We start from the raw sequence: 16,235 nt of genomic DNA on the forward strand, positions 1-16,235 counted from the left end.
AGGAGCCTCGGGCTAGAGTTTGTCATTGATCATTTTGGCCAGACCTTCATAATTCTGGGCTTCTGCCCCCCGCTTTTTACCATCAACGATGATGGTGGGCGTGCCGGTGATCTGCCAGCGCGCTTGCCCGCCGCTGGTCATTTCAACCAGATGCTGCTGCAAATCGCGCTCAGCAAGGCATTGATCGAATTCGGTGCGGCTGATCCCCGCCCGGCGCACCAAAGCCGCCATATCATCAATCACCTGCCCCTGATCCCGGGCATTCGCCAGCCATTCGCGCTGGCGGGAAAAGAAAAGATCAGACAGCGGAAAAAACCGCTCCGGGCCAAAACAGCGGGAAATGCTGGAAGCCGCCAGATCGATGCGGTTCATCACATAATTATAAAACACATAGCGCACCTTGCCGGATTGGATGAAATTTTCCTTCAAACCGGGCAGCACGTCCTTATGGAAAGCGGCGCAATGGGGGCAGGTGAGGGACGCATATTCAATGATCGTGACCGGCGCATCGGGATTGCCCATGGCCACACCGCCCAGGGCGAAGCCCTTTTCCGATGCGGTATCGGTGGTGATGACATCAAGATAATTGGGGCCATCGCCTGATGCGCTGGCCGCCGTTTGCGCCGGGCTTTCGGCTTTGGACGATGAGGATTGAGACGGCTCATTTTCATTGCCGCAGGCAGAAAGCGTTGCTGCCATCAGGGCCAGAATCGAAAGGGCGGCACTCCGCTTATAGGCGCCAAATTGCTTTAAATTGTGCTTCATATGTCTTCACCTTACCAGATATAGTGATTTTAGGGCGTTTATAGCCTGATGGCTACACGGAATTTCGGCGATGTTATACTTTATTGTTGGGCTTTGCCTAAGGATGTTTTTTGGCCAATAGATCCGCGCCCCAGCGTTCCAGCAGGCGGCGCAGATCATCATCGGCCACCCCTTTGGCGAGATGACTTGACTGTGCCACGGCTTGTTGATCAGGGGGGGCCTGTTGATCAGGGGGGGCTTGCGGATTTTTTGCAGGCGCGTATGTGGGTTTCGGGGGCAAAGGGCCCTGCCGCAAGAGAATACGGTTCACCGCCCGATAGCCGAAAAAGCTGTTCACCCGTTCGATGATCAGCGGTTCCTGATGTTGCAGGATCGGGGCAAAGGCCGGGGTGACCCGAATTTCAAGGCTGGCGCCCATGCGTTCGCCACGCGGAAAGTTAAGGCGCAAGGGCACGGATTGCGAGGCGATGGCGGTGCCTGTGATCATCGCCCAGCGGGCCACGATTTCCTGATTGATGAACCCCCGCGACCGCCAGACGGATCGCGCCAGATCCGGCATCAGCCGCGACAGGGGCATGGCATGGCCGCGCCGCCCGGGGGCCCGCGTGCCCGCTGATCCGCCGCCCGATGAATTTGGGGACGATGATCGTTTGACGCTTCCGGCTTTGGCTGCCACTGTGCGCGATCCGCTTTTCATCATTGGGTTCTTGTCATTGACGCATGACAGCTTAGGTCATCCTGTGGGATCACGCCAGACCTCCATCAGGAAAGTGATTAAAGGATCGCCGCCGATCAGCCGTGATCTGCTTATCTGGTATGATCGCCACCTGCGGGATTTGCCATGGCGGGCAGCGGCGGGTGAGCGGCCCGATCCCTATGCCGTGTGGCTTTCCGAAATTATGCTCCAACAAACTACGGTTACGGCGGTGAAGCCCTATTTCGAGCGCTTCATGGCCCGTTGGCCGGGGGTGCGGGATCTGGCCGCAGCGCCGGTTGATGCCGTGCTCGATCAATGGGCGGGGCTTGGCTATTATGCCCGGGCGCGCAATCTTCATGCCTGTGCCAATATCATCAGCCGCGATCATGATGGGCTTTTCCCCGATAATGAAGCGGCTTTAAAGCGCCTTCCGGGGATCGGCGATTATACCGCCGCCGCCATCGCCGCCATCGCTTTTGATCGCCCGGCGGCGGCTGTGGATGGCAATGTGGAACGGGTGATCAGCCGCCTTTATCACATCACCCAGCCTTTGCCCGCCGCCAAAAAGCCGATCAGGGCGCAGACATTGGCGCTTGTTCCCGATGATCGGCCCGGCGATTTTGCTCAGGCCCTGATGGATTTGGGGGCAGTGATCTGCACCCCGCGCCAGCCCCGCTGCCCGGCCTGCCCATGGCGGGCTCATTGCCGGGCTGCCGCCAAAGGCGATGCTGAAAGCCTGCCGGTAAAGGCCCCAAAAAAACAGCGCCCCATGCGCCATGCTTTGGCCTTCTGGCTGGAAAAACATGGGGCGGTTTTTGTCCGGCGGCGGCCCGCAAAAGGGCTTTTGGGGGGGATGCTGGAAATTCCCACATCCCCTTGGCTTGATACGCCGCCTTTGATGGCTGAGGCCATGGCCCATGCCCCCTATCAAGCCCAGTGGGGCACCCTGCCGGGCGAGGTGCGGCATGTTTTCACCCATTTTGAATTGCGGATCACCGTTTTGCGGGCCGATCAGCCGATCGGCGCGCCAAAAGATGGGCACTGGCTGGCCCGGGATCAGCTTGATGGCCTGCCCGGGCTGATGCAAAAGATCGCCCGCCATGCTTTGGCCGCTCAACCCTGATCACGATCAGGGCTTGCTCTAATTCTGATCAGCCGCCTTGATCAATTCGGCATAAAAGCTGATCATTTCAAGATAATTATCGACGCCCAGCCGTTCATTGGTGCCATGGAGCCGGGCGAGATCATCGGGATGAAGGCGCATCGGGCTGAAGCGATAGACATCATCCGCCGCTTTGGTGAAATGGCGGCCATCGGTGGCGGCAATCACCAGCCCGGGGGCCAGCAGGGCATCGGGAAAGCTTTTGGCGATGCTCCTTTCCAAAATCGCGAAAGCTGCCGATTGCGTGGATGAAATGGGCGAGGCCGGCTGCGCCTCTTCGTCCGTGCCATGGATGGTGATCGCCTCATCATCGATCACCCGCCGCACATGATCGAGGATATCCTGCCCGCTATCGCCGGGGCGCAGGCGGAAATTGATGGTGGCTTCGGCAGTTTGCGCCAGCACATTCGATTTAAAACCGGCCTGCAGCATGGTGATGGCGGTGGTGGTGCGGATCATCGCATTGCTTGAAGGGGCGGCAGAAAACTGATCGATCACCAAAGGCTCGGTGAGCCATAGATTGGCGGTGATCAGATTGAGGGGAAAATTCATATGCGGGGCCAGCCGCACAAGCATCTGCGCGGGGATGCCATCAAGGCTGGCGGGCATGGGATTGCGTTCCAGCCGGGTGAGCGCCTTGGCCAGCCTGCCGGGGGCGGAGATGCGCGGCGGCATCGAAGAATGGCCGCCATCTTCCCGGGCGCTGAGGCGGATGGTCATCGATCCTTTTTCCGCCAGCCCCACCATGGCCACCGGCGCGCCGACGCCCGGGGTAATGCCATGCAGAACGGCCAGGCCCTCATCAAGGGCAAAGGCAATGGGAATGTCATGCTCGGAAAGCCATGTGGCGATTTTCACCGCGCCATTTTCGCCGCCCACTTCTTCATCGGCGCCAAAAGCCAGCCATAAACTGCGCTCGGGCTCAAAACCATCTGCCAGCAAAAGCTCCAAAGCCTCCAGAATGGCGAGCAGGGCGCCTTTATCATCCATGGCCCCGCGACCCCAGATATAGCCATCGGCAATCGCCCCGGAAAAAGGCGGATGCTGCCAATCTTGATCGGTGCCCGGCTCGATGGGCACCACATCCTGATGCGCCATCAAAACAGAACCCGGTAGTGTGGGCTGGCTGCCCGCAAGCTTGAAAAAAAGCGCATCGCTGCCAAGATCGATGCGTTCCGCCCGAGCATGAACCAAGGGGAAATGATCCGCCAGAAAGGCATGAAAAGCGGCAAAGGCACTGGCATCGCGATCAGCCGGATTTTCGGTGGATATGGTTTGATATTGCAGGGCCTGCGATAAGCGCATCAGGGCGGCTTCGCCATCGATCGGATGAGGATAGGCCCCCGCCATGGCCCCCGTCATGGCCCCCGCTATGGCCTGTTGCTTTTCCGAATGTGCAGTATCGGGCAGCAGCATCAGCCGCAGCGCCATCAAAGCCAGCAGCGCGAGAAGGCCCGCAAAAGGGATCGACAGCCATAAAATCAGAGAGCGCCGCTTCCTGCCTTTGGCCATGGTGCCGATCCTTTTCGCTATGCCATCGTTATCTGGTCGTTGAACGGCAAGGCCGCTGATCTTGCGCGATCAGGCGTGAGACGCGGCCCGCATTTCTTCGCGCAGGCGATCAAGAGGCACCAGATCCCCGCGTTTGTCGATATGCCAGAATGTCCAGCCATTGCAGGCAGGCGCGCCCTGCACATGGGCGCCGATCTGGTGGATCGAGCCGGTCATATCCCGGCAGACAAGGGTACCATCGGCCCGCACCCGCGCCGTGTGGCGGCGGCGGCTGTCATAAAGAGTGGTGCCGGTCTGGATCAGCCCGGCTTCCACCAATTGGCCAAAAGGCACGCGCGGGGCCTGACGTTTGGAGATGCTGTAGCCCAGCGCTTCTTCATCAAGCTTAGCGGCTGTGGCGATCCGTTCACGGGCGATGGCGATATAGCCGTCATCGCGCTCGATCCCGATGAAATGACGGCCCAGCTTTTTGGCCATCGCCCCGGTGGTGCCAGACCCGAAAAAGGGATCGAGGATCACATCACCGGGCCGGCTGGCGGCCATCAGGATGCGATAAAGCAGGGCTTCGGGCTTTTGGGTGGCATGCGCTTTTTTGCCATTTTTTTTCAGGCGTTCCTTCCCCGTACAGATGGGGATCAGCCAATCCGAGCGCATTTGCAGATCATCATTCATCGCCTTCAACGCATTGTAATTGAAGGTGTATTTGCGCTGATCGGCGGTTTTTGCGGCCCAAATCAGGGTTTCATGGGCATTGGTGAAGCGGGTGCCGCGAAAATTGGGCATGGGATTGGTTTTGCGCCAGATGATATCATTGAGCAGCCAAAAGCCCCGATCCTGCATGGCGGTGCCCACGCGGAATATATTGTGATAGGTGCCGATCACCCAGATCGTTCCAGTTTCCTTCAATAGACGCTGGGCTTCAAAAAGCCATGCCCGGGTGAAGCTGTCATAGGCGGCAAAATTATCGAATTTATCCCATTGATCATCCACACCGGCCACAAGGGATTGATCGGGCCTTTGCAGATTATCCTTCAATTGCAGATTATAGGGCGGATCGGCGAAGATCATATCCACCGAAGCATCCGGCAGGGCGCGCATCTGCTCGATGCAATCGCCTTTGAGGATGCTATCAAGGGGCACATGCGCCCTTTTGGGCGAAGCCTGTGCGCCCGCATTTTCATCTGAACTAAGCGATGGCTTTTTCAGGTTTTCTGGTGATTTCGTCATGATCTTCCCTCATTGAACGCCGCCAGTTTGGAAAAAACAGCGACTCGGGTCAATCAGATTCTTCATTTTGAATCAATATTTTGCAAGATTATACTAGAGTCGAATCTTACGAACCGGGGCAAAGCTCTTGCGATGATGGGGGGATGGACCCACAAGCCTTAGCGCTTCGAGATGCGCTGGCACGCCATATCCTGCGTTTTTCTGCCATTCATAGTGCGGCCAATCCCGGGCCAATTCCTCCATGATCCGGTCGCGGGTGACCTTGGCCAGAATGCTCGCAGCAGCAATGGAAAGGCTTTGATGATCGCCTTTTATGATGCATTGGCTGGGAAAAGGCAGGCCGGGATCGCGATTGCCATCCACCAAACAGGCGATCGGAGCCGGTTCCAATTGGGCCACCGCCCGGCGCATGGCGAGCAGGCTGGCCTGCAGGATATTGAGGTGATCGATTTCTTCGACCGTCGCTAAAGCAATAGCATGGCTGAGGGCATGGCGCTTGATGGCATCAAACAAGGCGAGCCTTTTGCCTTTGCTGAGTTTTTTGCTGTCATCAAGCCCGATGAGGCTGGGATCAAGGGGGCGGGTGCGATCAAAAATAACCGCTGCGGCCACCACCGGCCCGGCCAATGGCCCGCGCCCGGCTTCATCGATCCCGGCGACAAGCCCTAAGAAAGCCTGCTCATGGCTGAAATCAGGCATAGGCGTTCGCTCCCGCTTGGGAACAGTCAATCTCTGTGAGGTTTCTCCCTGTGAGGTTTGGCCCTGTGAAGTTTCGTTCAACGATCATGGAAATGACCATAAATGCGCCGGGCCATGGCCCCTGAAATACCATCCACGGCCTCAAGATCCTTCAGGGCTGCATCGGCCACCCCCCCCGCCGAGCCGAAATGATGCAAAAGCGCCCGCTTTCGCCCCGGACCAATGCCCGCAATATCATCAAGGGGATTTTTGCTGATCGCCTTTGATCTCCGGGCGCGATGGCCGCCAATGGCAAAGCGATGGGCCTCATCCCGCAGGCGCTGCAGATAATAAAGCGCCGGATGCCCTTCCCGTAAAATGAAGGGGGGTTTTCCCGGCTTGTGGAATTGTTCGCGCCCGGCATGGCGATCAGGGCCTTTGGAAATGCCGATGATCGCCACATCATCGCCAATCCCGAAATCCTGAGCCACCGCCAGAACCGCCGATAATTGCCCCTTGCCCCCATCAATCAGCATCAGATCGGGCCACAAACCACGGCTTTGATCAGGATCGTCCTTTAAAAGCCGGGCAAAACGCCGGGTCATCACTTCGCGCATCATGGCATAATCATCGCCCGGGGTGAGGCTGCTGTCTTTGATATTGAAACGCCGATATTGGCTTTTATCAAATCCTTCCGGTCCCGAAACGATCATGGCTCCCACTGCGTAGCTGCCTTGGATATGGCTGTTATCATAAACTTCGATGCGGCTTGGGGTCGTCTCCAGATCAAGGGCCTGTTCCAGATTGTGCAGTAATTGCCGTTCATTGGAGCGTTCAGCCAGCCGACGATCAAGGGCGAGGGTTGCGTTCTTTTCCACCTCGGCCAGCAGATCGCGTTTGATGCCTTTTTGGGGCAGGATCAAATGCACTTTATGGCCCGCCGATACGCTCAAAGCTTCGGCCAAAAGCGGCAGATGCGCTGGCGCTTCATTCAAAATGATCTGGGCCGGCGGGGGTTTATTGTCATAAAACTGGGCGAGAAAAGCCCCCAGCACATCATCGATGGCCGCATCAGGCTCATGACGTGGGAAATAGGCGCGATTGCCGCGATTTTGTCCGGCACGATAAAAAAACACCTGAATGCAGGTGGCCCCGGCCTTATGGCTGGCGGCGATGATATCGGCATCGCGCAAGCGGCTGGTGGCCACGCCCTGATGGCTTTGTACATGGGCCAGTGCCTTGAGCCGGTCGCGCAAAACGGCGGCGGCTTCATAATCAAGGGTTTCAGCCGCCTTCATCATATCGGTGGCCAGTTGTTTCTGAATGCCGGTATCGCGGCCCTCCAGAAAAGCCCGGGCATCGGAGAGCAGCTTTTGGTAATCTTCATGGGAAATGCGCCCCACACAGGGCGCGCAGCAGCGTTTGATCTGGTAAAGCAAACAGGGCCGCGAGCGATTTTCCAGCACCTGATCGCTGCAGGTGCGGAGCAAAAAAATGCGCTGCATGGTGTTCAGGGTTTGATTGACGGCGCTGGCAGACGCAAAAGGCCCGAAATAATCCCCATCCTTGCCCCGTGCCCCGCGATGCTTGGCGATCTGGGGCCATGGATGGCCGCGCCGGATGACGATATAGGGGAAGGATTTATCATCGCGGAGTAAGATATTATAGGGCGGCTTTAGCCTTTTGATCAGATTGGCTTCTAAAAGCAGGGCATCGGCTTCGGTATGGGTGGTGACAAATTCCATCCGCCGGGTCAGCATCACCATGCGTTTGATCCGGGTGCTCAGCCCCGTGACCCGGATATAGCTGCTCACCCGTTTTTTGATATTTTTGGCTTTGCCCACATAAAGCACATCATCGCGGGCATCAAACATCCGATAAACGCCCGGCGCATGGGGGGCATTGGCCAAAGCCGCGCGGATGGCATCCGCGCCTTTCACCCCGGTATCGGTTAAGGGATCATTTGGCAGATCATCATCGCGGCCATCCCCCAGAAGGGGATTATCAGGCGCGCTGACCCCCTGATGGGATGGGGGATGATTTTGCTGGTGTCTGGCCATGGATCGATCCGCTGCTTTCATCTGCTCAATAGCATGATCTTCTATTATGGACAGGTCATTGCCTGCGCAAAATTTTGCCCAAAAGGGCCTTTGGGGCAAAAAATCATGTCATCTCAAGGGGCTGGATGGGGCGGATTTGAGTCGGCAAAAACTTGTCCACGGAGCCTGTGGATAACTATGTGGGTAAGCTTTGGGCCGAGGCTGTAACATGGCGGTAACCTTTGAGTCACAGGGCTTTGCACAATAAATAGGCAATTTCATCAACATATTGATAATAAAGCATTATTATTAAGTCAATGAACAAATCAGGAAAGATCATTAAGGACATGGAACGGCCATCAGAAGCCGCTTGACGGCTTTGGTGGGCTGTGCAAAAGCCCTATGAGATTCGCGACCAAAGCCGGTCTTTTAAGCCTTTATAAAGGGCGTATCCGCTCGATTTCCACGCCCACACTGGCGGCATCTGCCACGATGTCGAGTTTTTCCACCCGGATGCGTGCCGAAGAGACGCGGGGATCGGCCAGCGCCATGCGGGCGATCTCTTCGGCCAGGGTTTCGGCCAGATGGATATGCCCCCCCGCAATGATGGTGCGGATGCCTTTGATCACCTCGTGATAGCACACCACATTTTCGATGCGGTCTAGATGGTCGTCCCGATCCTCGACCCCCAGATCCACATTGACCCGGATGCGCTGGCGGGCGGTTTTTTCCTTCTCCCACACGCCAATTTGGGCTTCGATGATCAGATCACGGATGAACACATGGCGGATTTTGCGCCAGGCATTGGCGATATCGGGAGCAGGTCGCGCTGTGATGTCGTCGCTGCCGTCCATATCATTCTCCTGTGCCTGCATCCACATCGGGGGTGCGCCATGCCAGATGCTGGCCACCATCCAGCGCAATCATCTGACCGGTGATCGAGGGTGTTTCAAGCAGAAAGCGCACGGTTTGCCCGAATTCCTCAAGCTTTGGGCCATGGCCAAGGGGGGTGGCGCTGGCTTCATTCTCGAAAATTTCGGCATTCTGATGGATGCTGGGCAGCACCGGACCGGGGCCGATGGCATTCACCCTGATATGGGGAGCCAGCGCCTGCGCGGCGGTTTGGGTGAGGGTCCATAAAGCTGATTTCGATAGCGTATAGCTGGTGAAATGCGGATTAAGCTTCCACACCCGATGATCGATGATATTGATGATCGATCCCGATGCATCCTCCCCGCTTTGTTGGCCCAGATGCGCGGCCATGGCCTGTATCAGCACGAATGGCGCCCGCAGATTGATCTGCATATGCCGCGTCCATGTCTCGCGGGTGGTGCTGTCCAGATCATCTTTCAAAAAGATCGAGGCATTATTGATCAGGCCGCCGATCAGGCCAAAGCGTTCGATGGCGCGCGGCCATAAGCGTGCCAGATCATCTTCATCTTCCAGATTGGCACAAAGGGCGTGCGCCCGGCCCCCGGCGGCACGAATGGCATCAACAGTTTCATCGGCATCCTGTGCGGACCGGTGATAATGCACGGCGATGGGATAACCGGCTTTGCCCAGATCAAGGGCCATGGCCCGGCCGATGCGTTGGGCGGCCCCGGTGATCAGAATGGCTTTTTTAATGGGATCTATGCTCATGCAGGCTGCTTTCAGGAAAGCTGGGCGGCGGCATTCGCCATATGCACCCCATTATAGGCAATCCAGCCGATATAGGCGCTATAGAATAAAAGCAGAAACAGGCCCGCCACGCGCCCCACCGAACCGCGCCGCAGGGTAAAGGGGAAAACCGCAAGGCTCGCTGCCAGCATCACCCAAAGATCGACCTCGAAAAAGCTATCGGGCACGGGCACGCTGCCGACCATGACCGTGACGCCCATCACCCCCAAAAGATTGAAGATATTGCTGCCGATAACATTGCCCAAGGCCACATCGCAATGCCCACGAAAAGCCGCCATGATCGAGGTGGCCAATTCAGGCAGGGAGGTGCCCAGGGCCACTAATGTCAGTCCGATGATGGCCTCGGAAACGCCCAAGCTTGTGGCAATAAACACCGAACCGCTCACCAGAAGATCAGCCCCGATCACAAGCCCGGCACAGCCCCCGATAACGAACAGGAGTGATTTGAGCAATTTTTTGCGCGGGTTGGCCGCATCATCGGTTTCAACCTCGGGAAGATCGAGAAATTCAGCCGCCACTGCGGGATTGCTGCGGGCGCGCAGGCCGGAATAAACCAGATAACCAGCCAGCCCCGCGAACAATATCAGGCCTTCATAGAAAACCAGAGCGCCGCCCGCCGACAGGGCAATGAATAAAATGGTCGCCCCCAGCATGATCGCCATATTCCGGTTCAGTCGCGGGGCGGAACAGGCCAGCGGTGCGATCAGCGCTGGCAGGCCCAGAACCAGAAGGCTGTTGGCGATATTGCTGCCCACCACATTGCCTAAGGCCAAGGTGGGGGCCCCGCGCAAAACGGCATCAATCCCAACGAAAAATTCCGGGGCGGACGTGCCAAAAGCCACGATGGTGAGGCCAATCAGCAAGGGCGGCAGGCCAAAAGTTTCGGCCAGTGCCACAGCACCTTTGACAAGATAATCACCGGCAATCACCAGAAGGCCAAGGCCGATGATCGCTTGAAGAAGGGCAAAAAGCATATGCGTTCTTTATATCCGGTTCAGATGACAGGAAAAATTGACAGGACAATTGTTCCTTCGCGATGATTGGTTCATATAGGGCTTGATAGGGCCGATTAAAAGCAGTGGCCAGCGTTAATTTCAGGCAGGGAGACAGGCACGGATGGAGGCTGAGCTTTCACAGATCGCAACCATTGGAAGTGAAAGCGCCCTTCTCGATGCGCTGGTCTTTCTTCTGGCGGCCATTCTGGCGGCTTTGGGAGTTCAGCGATTAAGCTGGAGCCCGGTTGTGGGCTATATGATCGCTGGTATGCTGATCGGGCCGGGGGTTTTGGGGTTGGTCGAAGAAACCGATCAGATCCATTCCCTGGCCGAATTTGGCATTGTTTTTCTGATGTTTACCATTGGGTTGGAGCTTTCTCTCCAGCGCCTGCGAGCCATGCGCGGCTATATTTTTGGGTTGGGCGGGCTTCAGGTCTCGCTCAGTGCTTTGCTGATTGCTTTGGTGCTCATGGCCTTTGGGGTATCGTCTGAATCGGCAACCGTGGTGGGGCTGGCCCTTGGTTTATCCTCTACGGCTGTGGTCATGCGTTTGATGATCGATCAGGATGCGCTGGCCAGCAAGGTGGGGCGGCGGACATTTTCGGTGCTCTTGTTTCAGGATATTGCGGTGGTGCCGATCCTTTTGCTGGTCTCGGCCATGGCCAATGGGACGCCGCGCATTTCCATGGCCGCTTTGTCGGCGGTGGGGGAAACCATCCTCGCCATCGGCGCGGTGATCCTGCTCGGGCGCTATGCCGCCCAGCCCTTTTTCCGGCTGGTGGCACGATCCCGCAGCGCTGAGCTTTTCACCGCCACCACCTTGCTGATCGTTCTGGGATCGGCTTTCCTGATGGAGCAGGTGGGCCTTTCGATGGAATTGGGGGCTTTTCTGGCCGGTATGCTGCTGGCTGAAACTGCCTATCGCTCGCAGGTCGAGCTTGATATTTCCCCTTATCGCAGCCTGCTTTTGGGATTGTTTTTCCTCACCGTGGGGATGGCCATCGATCCCATTCTGGTGCTGAAAAATCTGGGCTGGATTGCGGTTTTATTGTTCGGAATGCTGATTTTGAAGGCGGTGGTGGCGGCCCTTTTGGGGCGCTTGTTCAAGCTGCCCACCGGATCATCTTTGCGCTTTGGGCTGTTATTGTCGCAGGCCGGAGAATTTGCCTTCATCGTTTTTGCCGCCGCTTTGGCCTTGGGCCTGCTCGATGATCGCGCGGTTCAAATTCTGAGCGTGATGGTGGTTTTGTCAATTGCCCTTACCCCGGCTTTGGATTGGCTGGGGCGCTTGATCGAAGGCCGGATGCGCACCCATGCGCTGATCCATGATGCCCAATCCGCCAATCCGGAGAATCTGGAAGACACCGGGCATGAATTGGAAGGCCATGTGGTGATCGCCGGTTTTGGGCGGGTGGGCCAGATGTTGGCGCGGGTGCTGGCCAGCCAAAGGATCGCCTATGTGGCGCTGGATTTGAATGCCGATACCATCGAAAATGCCAATCGCGCGGGCCTGCCGGTTTTCTATGGCAATGCGGCCAGCCCGGAAACCCTGAAAGCCGCCGGGTTACACAAGGCTTCAAGCCTCATCATCACCCTTGATAGTGCCGCATCCGCTGCCCGCACGGTGCGCACGGCCCGCCGGATGAACAGCGATATTCCGATCATTGCCCGATCCCGCGACCATCGCCATGGTCAGGAACTGGAAAAGCTGGGGGCCACCGCCTGTGTTCCGGAAACTTTGGAAGCCAGCCTGCAATTGGGGGCGCAGGTTTTGCGCAGCCTTGGCCTGCCCCATGGAACGGCGGATGATATTATTGATAGTTTGCGCAGCGAAGATTATGCCAATATTCGTGATCTTGAAGGCCGGGGCTGAAGGTTTCCAGGGCCGCGGCCGCCTTTGCACGATAGAAACAATAAAGCGGAAAAAATCCATGCAGGAGGCTTATGTTTGCATTTCCCGTGCCTGAGATGATCAAAACCAATGATATTCATCTGGCTGTTTACCGCGCGGGGCCACCCCCTGAAAAAGCCCGGGCGGTGGTGCTTTTCCTGCATGGTTTTCCTGATCTGGCCTTTACTTGGCGGCATCAGTTCCCCGCATTGGCGCGGGCGGGCTATTGCGTGATCGCCCCCGATATGCGGGGCTATGGCCGATCCGATAAGCCCCGTGATCGCGCGGCTTATGGCATGGGGGTGCTGGCCCGGGATATCACCGGCCTGCTCGATCATTATGGGGTGGAGCGGGCGATCATCATCGGCCATGATTGGGGAGCTTTGATCAACTGGTCCTTGCCTTTTTATTGCCCGGAGCGATTGCAGGCCATTGGCAATCTCAATGTGCCCTTTATCCCGCGCGGCTCGATTGCGCCTGTGGCCCTGTTTGCAAAAGCCTTTGGGCCGCAGATGTATATCGTGCAATTTCAGGATGAGGGGCTGTGCGAAGCGATTTTCGAGGACGATATCGAACGCACTATGCGCTTTTTCATGCGGCGGCCAAAGCCGCGCTCCGGCAAGGGCGGCGGGGCTTTTTCCACCCCGGATCTGGATCTGGTGCGCTGGCTTGAGGGGCCGATTGAAAAATGGCCGGGCGAAGATTTTCTGCCTCCACGCGAATTGGCGGTTTATACGGAAGCCTTTCGCGCTGGCGGGATGCTGGGGCCTTTGCATTATTACCGCAATATGGATGCGAACTGGGCGGATATGGAACGCTTTCAGCCCTTGGGGGGCAAGCCCTCCATCGATATTCCGGCCCTGATGATCACCGCCGATCTGGATGGCGTGTGCCCGGCCCATCTGGCCGATGGCAAGGAAGCATTTTTCACGAATTATCAGCGCATCGATATGCGCGGCTCGGGGCATTGGATGCAGCAGGAAAAACCACAGGAGGTGAATGACATCCTGCTCTCGTGGCTTGATGGAATCGTCTCGCGCAGGTCGCGCAGGCCTGCCGATACCATCAGATGACGCTCTGGTCTTTCCTTGAAGGCTTTGTGATCTCGATCGGTTTGGTGATGGCCATCGGCCCGCAAAATGCTTTTCTTTTGCGGCAAGCGGTCCATCGGCAGCATCCCATGGCGGTGGCCCTTACCTGTTTTCTCGCCGATGCGGTGCTGATTTCCCTCGGGGCATTGGGGGCGGGGGCCTTTTTCGCCTCGCACCCCCTGTTGCGCCAAAGTGCGACAGCCATGGGCATTTTGTTCATCAGTTTTTATGCCTTTCTGGCCTTCCGGGCGGCGGCCCGGCCATCCCCCGGCCTTGAGGATAAGACGGCAATGGGCAAGGCGAACATGGCTCGCCCCACAGCGCGCCGGGCCGCGCTGGTGGCACTGGCCCTCACGCTTTTCAATCCTCATGCCTATGTGGATACGCTGGTTTTGGTGGGGGGCTTGGCTTCGGCCCATGCGGCGGGGCTCGATCGTCTGTCTTTTACGGTGGGGGCCGTGCTGGGTTCGGCGGTCTGGTTTTTTGGTCTTGCGCAGATGGCAGGGCGCGCCGCGCCGTTTCTGTCGTCGCCCCGGGGCTTGCGGCGTCTCGATCTGGCCATCGGCATCATCATGACGCTCATCGCCCTTGCTTTGGCCTTTCGGGCCATCAAGGAAGTGACGGCCGATTTTTAGGAAAAATCGATAGGGGGCTTGCTCTTCATCGCCGGTCGCGCAATGATCTGCGCATGGTTTTACCCACAAATTCATGCCAGCGATGAGGCTTCATGACCTATCCCATTCATCTGAAAGTCAATGGCGCGCCGGTCTCGCTATCGGTGGAGCCCAATCGCCTTTTGGTCGATCTTTTGCGCCAGACCCTGGGGCTGACCGGCACCCATGTGGGCTGCGATACCAGCCAATGCGGGGCCTGTTTGGTGCAATTGGATGGACAGGCGGTGAAATCCTGCACCCTATTGGCAGTGCAGGCCGATGGTTGCGATCTCACCACCATCGAGGGGCTGGCCACGGGCGATGATCTGCATCCCATGCAGGCCGCTTTTCATGAACATCATGGCCTGCAATGCGGCTTTTGCACCCCGGGGATGATCATGGCCGGGATCGATATTGCCAAACGCCATGAAGCCCCCGATGAAGCCACCATTCGCCATGAGCTCGAGGGCAATCTGTGCCGCTGTACCGGCTATCAGAATATCGTGAAGGCCATCGATGCGGGCGTGCGCAGCCTCAATCAGGCGAAAGCATGATGTACAGCTTTACGTATCAAAAACCCGATAGCGTCACCGCCGCCCGCTCCGCTTTCGAAGCGGCGGATGATGCAAGCTATCTGGCGGGCGGCATGACCATGATCCCCACGATGAAGCAGCGCCTTGCCATGCCCTCAGACCTTGTGGACCTTTCGGCGATCCCTGATCTGAAGCAGATCACCATGGCCGATGATCATCTTGTGCTGGGGGCGATGTGCAGCCATCATCAGGTGGCCATGGCGCCGCAGGTTTTGGGATCGATCCCGGCGCTGGCGGCTTTGGCCGGGGCGATTGGCGATCAGGCGGTGCGTTATCGTGGCACGATGGGCGGCTCGGTGGCCAATAATGATCCGGCGGCCGATTATCCGGGGGCGGTGCTCGCCCTTGATGCCACCATTATCACCGACCGGCGTGAGATTGCGGCGGATGATTTTTTCACCGGCATGTTTGAAACCGCCCTTGATGCCGGTGAATTGATCACCGCCATCAGGTTCAAAAAACCCCGGCGCGCGGCTTATATGAAATTTCATCATCCGGCTTCGCGCTATGCCATTGCCGGGGTTTTCGTGGCGGAATTTAGTATCGGCGTGCGTTTGGCGGTCACCGGGGCGGGGCCGGTGGTGCATCGTCTCGATGATTTCGAGCAGGCCTTGCAAAAATCGTTTTTGCCCGAGGCACTGGAGCCGCTCAGGGTGGATGAGGCCGTGCTCAATCATGATCATCGTGCCAGTGCTGCCTATCGTGCCCATCTGGTGAAGCTGATGGCCCAAAGGGCGGTGAAGGCTGCCGGGATCGCATCTTGAGCAGGTCAGATATGCAACCGGACACTCAGCAGCCGGATCATCAGCAGCAGGCCGATCTCGATCATTTTCGCAGTCTGTTCAAAAGCCCGGCTTTCGCCCTTTTGGGGGGCGAAGTGCTGGCGCTGGATCGGGATGCGGGCACCAGCCTCATTGCATTTTCCCCTAAGCCCGAATTCTGCAATCCATTCGGGCAGGTGCAGGGGGGCTTTGTGGCGGCGATGCTGGATAGCACATCGGGGATTGCCGCCATTGCCAAATCGGGTTTCACCTGTTTTGTACCTACGCTGGAAATCAAGACCAGCTTCATCGCCCCGGTGCGTTTGGGGCGCCTGATCGGGCGGGGCCAGTGCCTGCATCTGGGGCGCAGCATCGGCTTTCTTGAAGGCTCGCTTTATGATGCAGATCATCGCCTGCTGGCCCGCGCCACGGTGACCTGCAAGCCGGTTTTGATGGAAAAGGCGCTGTCCAGACAGTCTGAAGCCTGAAAA

At 57.6% G+C, this 16,235-nt stretch carries 16 protein-coding genes; 7 read left to right on the forward strand and 9 right to left on the reverse strand.

Features of this window, described 5'->3' with window-relative positions:
* Window positions 1-12 precede the first annotated feature (12 nt).
* Both QK300_RS04035 and QK300_RS04040 read right to left on the reverse strand, forming a co-directional pair.
* On the reverse strand, window positions 13-765 hold the full coding sequence (locus QK300_RS04035) for a DsbA family protein (RefSeq protein ID WP_281300291.1): 753 nt from the start codon (window positions 763-765) through the stop codon (window positions 13-15).
* Window positions 766-862: 97 nt separating this feature from the next.
* On the reverse strand, window positions 863-1,462 hold the full coding sequence (locus tag QK300_RS04040; protein ID WP_281320815.1) for a DciA family protein: 600 nt from the start codon (window positions 1,460-1,462) through the stop codon (window positions 863-865).
* A 73-nt stretch (window positions 1,463-1,535) separates the two neighbouring features.
* Here QK300_RS04040 and mutY point away from each other — a divergent pair, with 73 nt between their 5' ends.
* A complete protein-coding gene (gene mutY, locus QK300_RS04045; RefSeq protein ID WP_281300289.1) occupies window positions 1,536-2,585 on the forward strand; it encodes an A/G-specific adenine glycosylase in 1,050 nt (349 codons plus the stop codon).
* 18 nt (window positions 2,586-2,603) lie between these two features.
* Here the strand turns inward: mutY and QK300_RS04050 are convergent, their stop codons facing one another.
* The 7 genes from QK300_RS04050 to QK300_RS04080 form a co-directional block, all read right to left on the reverse strand.
* On the reverse strand, window positions 2,604-4,136 hold the full coding sequence (locus QK300_RS04050) for a M20 family peptidase (protein WP_281300288.1): 1,533 nt from the start codon (window positions 4,134-4,136) through the stop codon (window positions 2,604-2,606).
* 69 nt (window positions 4,137-4,205) lie between these two features.
* The gene (locus QK300_RS04055; protein ID WP_348651821.1) at window positions 4,206-5,234 is read right to left on the reverse strand and encodes a site-specific DNA-methyltransferase; all 1,029 of its coding nucleotides are present in this window, start codon (window positions 5,232-5,234) and stop codon (window positions 4,206-4,208) included.
* A gap of 222 nt (window positions 5,235-5,456) precedes the next feature.
* Window positions 5,457-6,062 carry a ribonuclease HII gene (locus tag QK300_RS04060; protein ID WP_281300286.1) on the reverse strand — a complete coding sequence of 202 codons (606 nt, stop codon included), beginning with the start codon at window positions 6,060-6,062 and terminating at the stop codon, window positions 5,457-5,459.
* A 77-nt stretch (window positions 6,063-6,139) separates the two neighbouring features.
* Complete coding sequence (gene uvrC, locus QK300_RS04065) at window positions 6,140-8,101, reverse strand: excinuclease ABC subunit UvrC (protein WP_281300285.1); 1,962 nt, start codon at window positions 8,099-8,101, stop codon at window positions 6,140-6,142.
* A gap of 416 nt (window positions 8,102-8,517) precedes the next feature.
* Window positions 8,518-8,934, reverse strand: coding sequence for a dihydroneopterin aldolase (gene folB, locus QK300_RS04070; RefSeq protein ID WP_281300284.1), 417 nt, complete (start codon window positions 8,932-8,934; stop codon window positions 8,518-8,520).
* 1 nt (window position 8,935) lies between these two features.
* Complete coding sequence (locus QK300_RS04075) at window positions 8,936-9,721, reverse strand: SDR family oxidoreductase (protein ID WP_281302265.1); 786 nt, start codon at window positions 9,719-9,721, stop codon at window positions 8,936-8,938.
* A gap of 11 nt (window positions 9,722-9,732) precedes the next feature.
* Window positions 9,733-10,734 carry a calcium/sodium antiporter gene (locus QK300_RS04080; RefSeq protein WP_281302266.1) on the reverse strand — a complete coding sequence of 334 codons (1,002 nt, stop codon included), beginning with the start codon at window positions 10,732-10,734 and terminating at the stop codon, window positions 9,733-9,735.
* Between the two features lie 142 nt (window positions 10,735-10,876).
* Here QK300_RS04080 and QK300_RS04085 point away from each other — a divergent pair, with 142 nt between their 5' ends.
* From QK300_RS04085 to QK300_RS04110, 6 genes are all read left to right on the forward strand, one after another.
* Entirely contained in the window at window positions 10,877-12,628 is a 1,752-nt protein-coding gene (locus QK300_RS04085; RefSeq protein ID WP_281300281.1) for a monovalent cation:proton antiporter-2 (CPA2) family protein, read from the forward strand.
* A 71-nt stretch (window positions 12,629-12,699) separates the two neighbouring features.
* On the forward strand, window positions 12,700-13,719 hold the full coding sequence (locus QK300_RS04090; RefSeq protein ID WP_281300280.1) for an alpha/beta hydrolase: 1,020 nt from the start codon (window positions 12,700-12,702) through the stop codon (window positions 13,717-13,719).
* Window positions 13,716-14,372, forward strand: coding sequence for a LysE family transporter (locus QK300_RS04095; RefSeq protein ID WP_281300279.1), 657 nt, complete (start codon window positions 13,716-13,718; stop codon window positions 14,370-14,372). Before QK300_RS04090 ends, QK300_RS04095 begins: the two co-directional genes overlap by 4 nt.
* Window positions 14,373-14,464: 92 nt before the next feature.
* Entirely contained in the window at window positions 14,465-14,944 is a 480-nt protein-coding gene (locus tag QK300_RS04100; protein ID WP_281300278.1) for a (2Fe-2S)-binding protein, read from the forward strand.
* The gene (locus QK300_RS04105; protein ID WP_281320816.1) at window positions 14,944-15,747 is read left to right on the forward strand and encodes a xanthine dehydrogenase family protein subunit M; all 804 of its coding nucleotides are present in this window, start codon (window positions 14,944-14,946) and stop codon (window positions 15,745-15,747) included. The genes QK300_RS04100 and QK300_RS04105 overlap by 1 nt, the downstream gene beginning before the upstream one ends.
* Window positions 15,748-15,758: 11 nt before the next feature.
* A complete protein-coding gene (locus tag QK300_RS04110) occupies window positions 15,759-16,232 on the forward strand; it encodes a PaaI family thioesterase (RefSeq protein WP_281300276.1) in 474 nt (157 codons plus the stop codon).
* Window positions 16,233-16,235 lie beyond the last annotated feature (3 nt).

The sequence above is a fragment of the Iodidimonas sp. MBR-22 genome, assembly GCF_029946565.1.
GTDB classification, from domain to species: Bacteria; Pseudomonadota; Alphaproteobacteria; order Sphingomonadales; family Rhodothalassiaceae; genus Iodidimonas; species Iodidimonas nitroreducens.

Excerpts from the sequence above, each read along its gene's own strand:
- QK300_RS04035 (WP_281300291.1), bottom strand. The coding sequence starts at position 765 with ATGAAGCACAATTTAAAGCAATTTGGCGCCTATAAGCGGAGTGCCGCC.
- QK300_RS04040 (WP_281320815.1), bottom strand. The coding sequence starts at position 1,462 with ATGAAAAGCGGATCGCGCACAGTGGCAGCCAAAGCCGGAAGCGTCAAA.
- QK300_RS04050 (WP_281300288.1), bottom strand. The coding sequence starts at position 4,136 with ATGGCCAAAGGCAGGAAGCGGCGCTCTCTGATTTTATGGCTGTCGATC.
- QK300_RS04055 (WP_348651821.1), bottom strand. The coding sequence starts at position 5,234 with ATGCGCGCCCTGCCGGATGCTTCGGTGGATATGATCTTCGCCGATCCG.
- QK300_RS04060 (WP_281300286.1), bottom strand. The coding sequence starts at position 6,062 with ATGCCTGATTTCAGCCATGAGCAGGCTTTCTTAGGGCTTGTCGCCGGG.
- uvrC (WP_281300285.1), bottom strand. The coding sequence starts at position 8,101 with ATGGCCAGACACCAGCAAAATCATCCCCCATCCCATCAGGGGGTCAGC.
- folB (WP_281300284.1), bottom strand. The coding sequence starts at position 8,934 with ATGGACGGCAGCGACGACATCACAGCGCGACCTGCTCCCGATATCGCC.
- QK300_RS04075 (WP_281302265.1), bottom strand. The coding sequence starts at position 9,721 with ATGAGCATAGATCCCATTAAAAAAGCCATTCTGATCACCGGGGCCGCC.
- QK300_RS04080 (WP_281302266.1), bottom strand. The coding sequence starts at position 10,734 with ATGCTTTTTGCCCTTCTTCAAGCGATCATCGGCCTTGGCCTTCTGGTG.
- QK300_RS04085 (WP_281300281.1), top strand. The coding sequence starts at position 10,877 with ATGGAGGCTGAGCTTTCACAGATCGCAACCATTGGAAGTGAAAGCGCC.
- QK300_RS04090 (WP_281300280.1), top strand. The coding sequence starts at position 12,700 with ATGTTTGCATTTCCCGTGCCTGAGATGATCAAAACCAATGATATTCAT.
- QK300_RS04095 (WP_281300279.1), top strand. The coding sequence starts at position 13,716 with ATGACGCTCTGGTCTTTCCTTGAAGGCTTTGTGATCTCGATCGGTTTG.
- QK300_RS04100 (WP_281300278.1), top strand. The coding sequence starts at position 14,465 with ATGACCTATCCCATTCATCTGAAAGTCAATGGCGCGCCGGTCTCGCTA.
- QK300_RS04105 (WP_281320816.1), top strand. The coding sequence starts at position 14,944 with ATGTACAGCTTTACGTATCAAAAACCCGATAGCGTCACCGCCGCCCGC.
- QK300_RS04110 (WP_281300276.1), top strand. The coding sequence starts at position 15,759 with ATGCAACCGGACACTCAGCAGCCGGATCATCAGCAGCAGGCCGATCTC.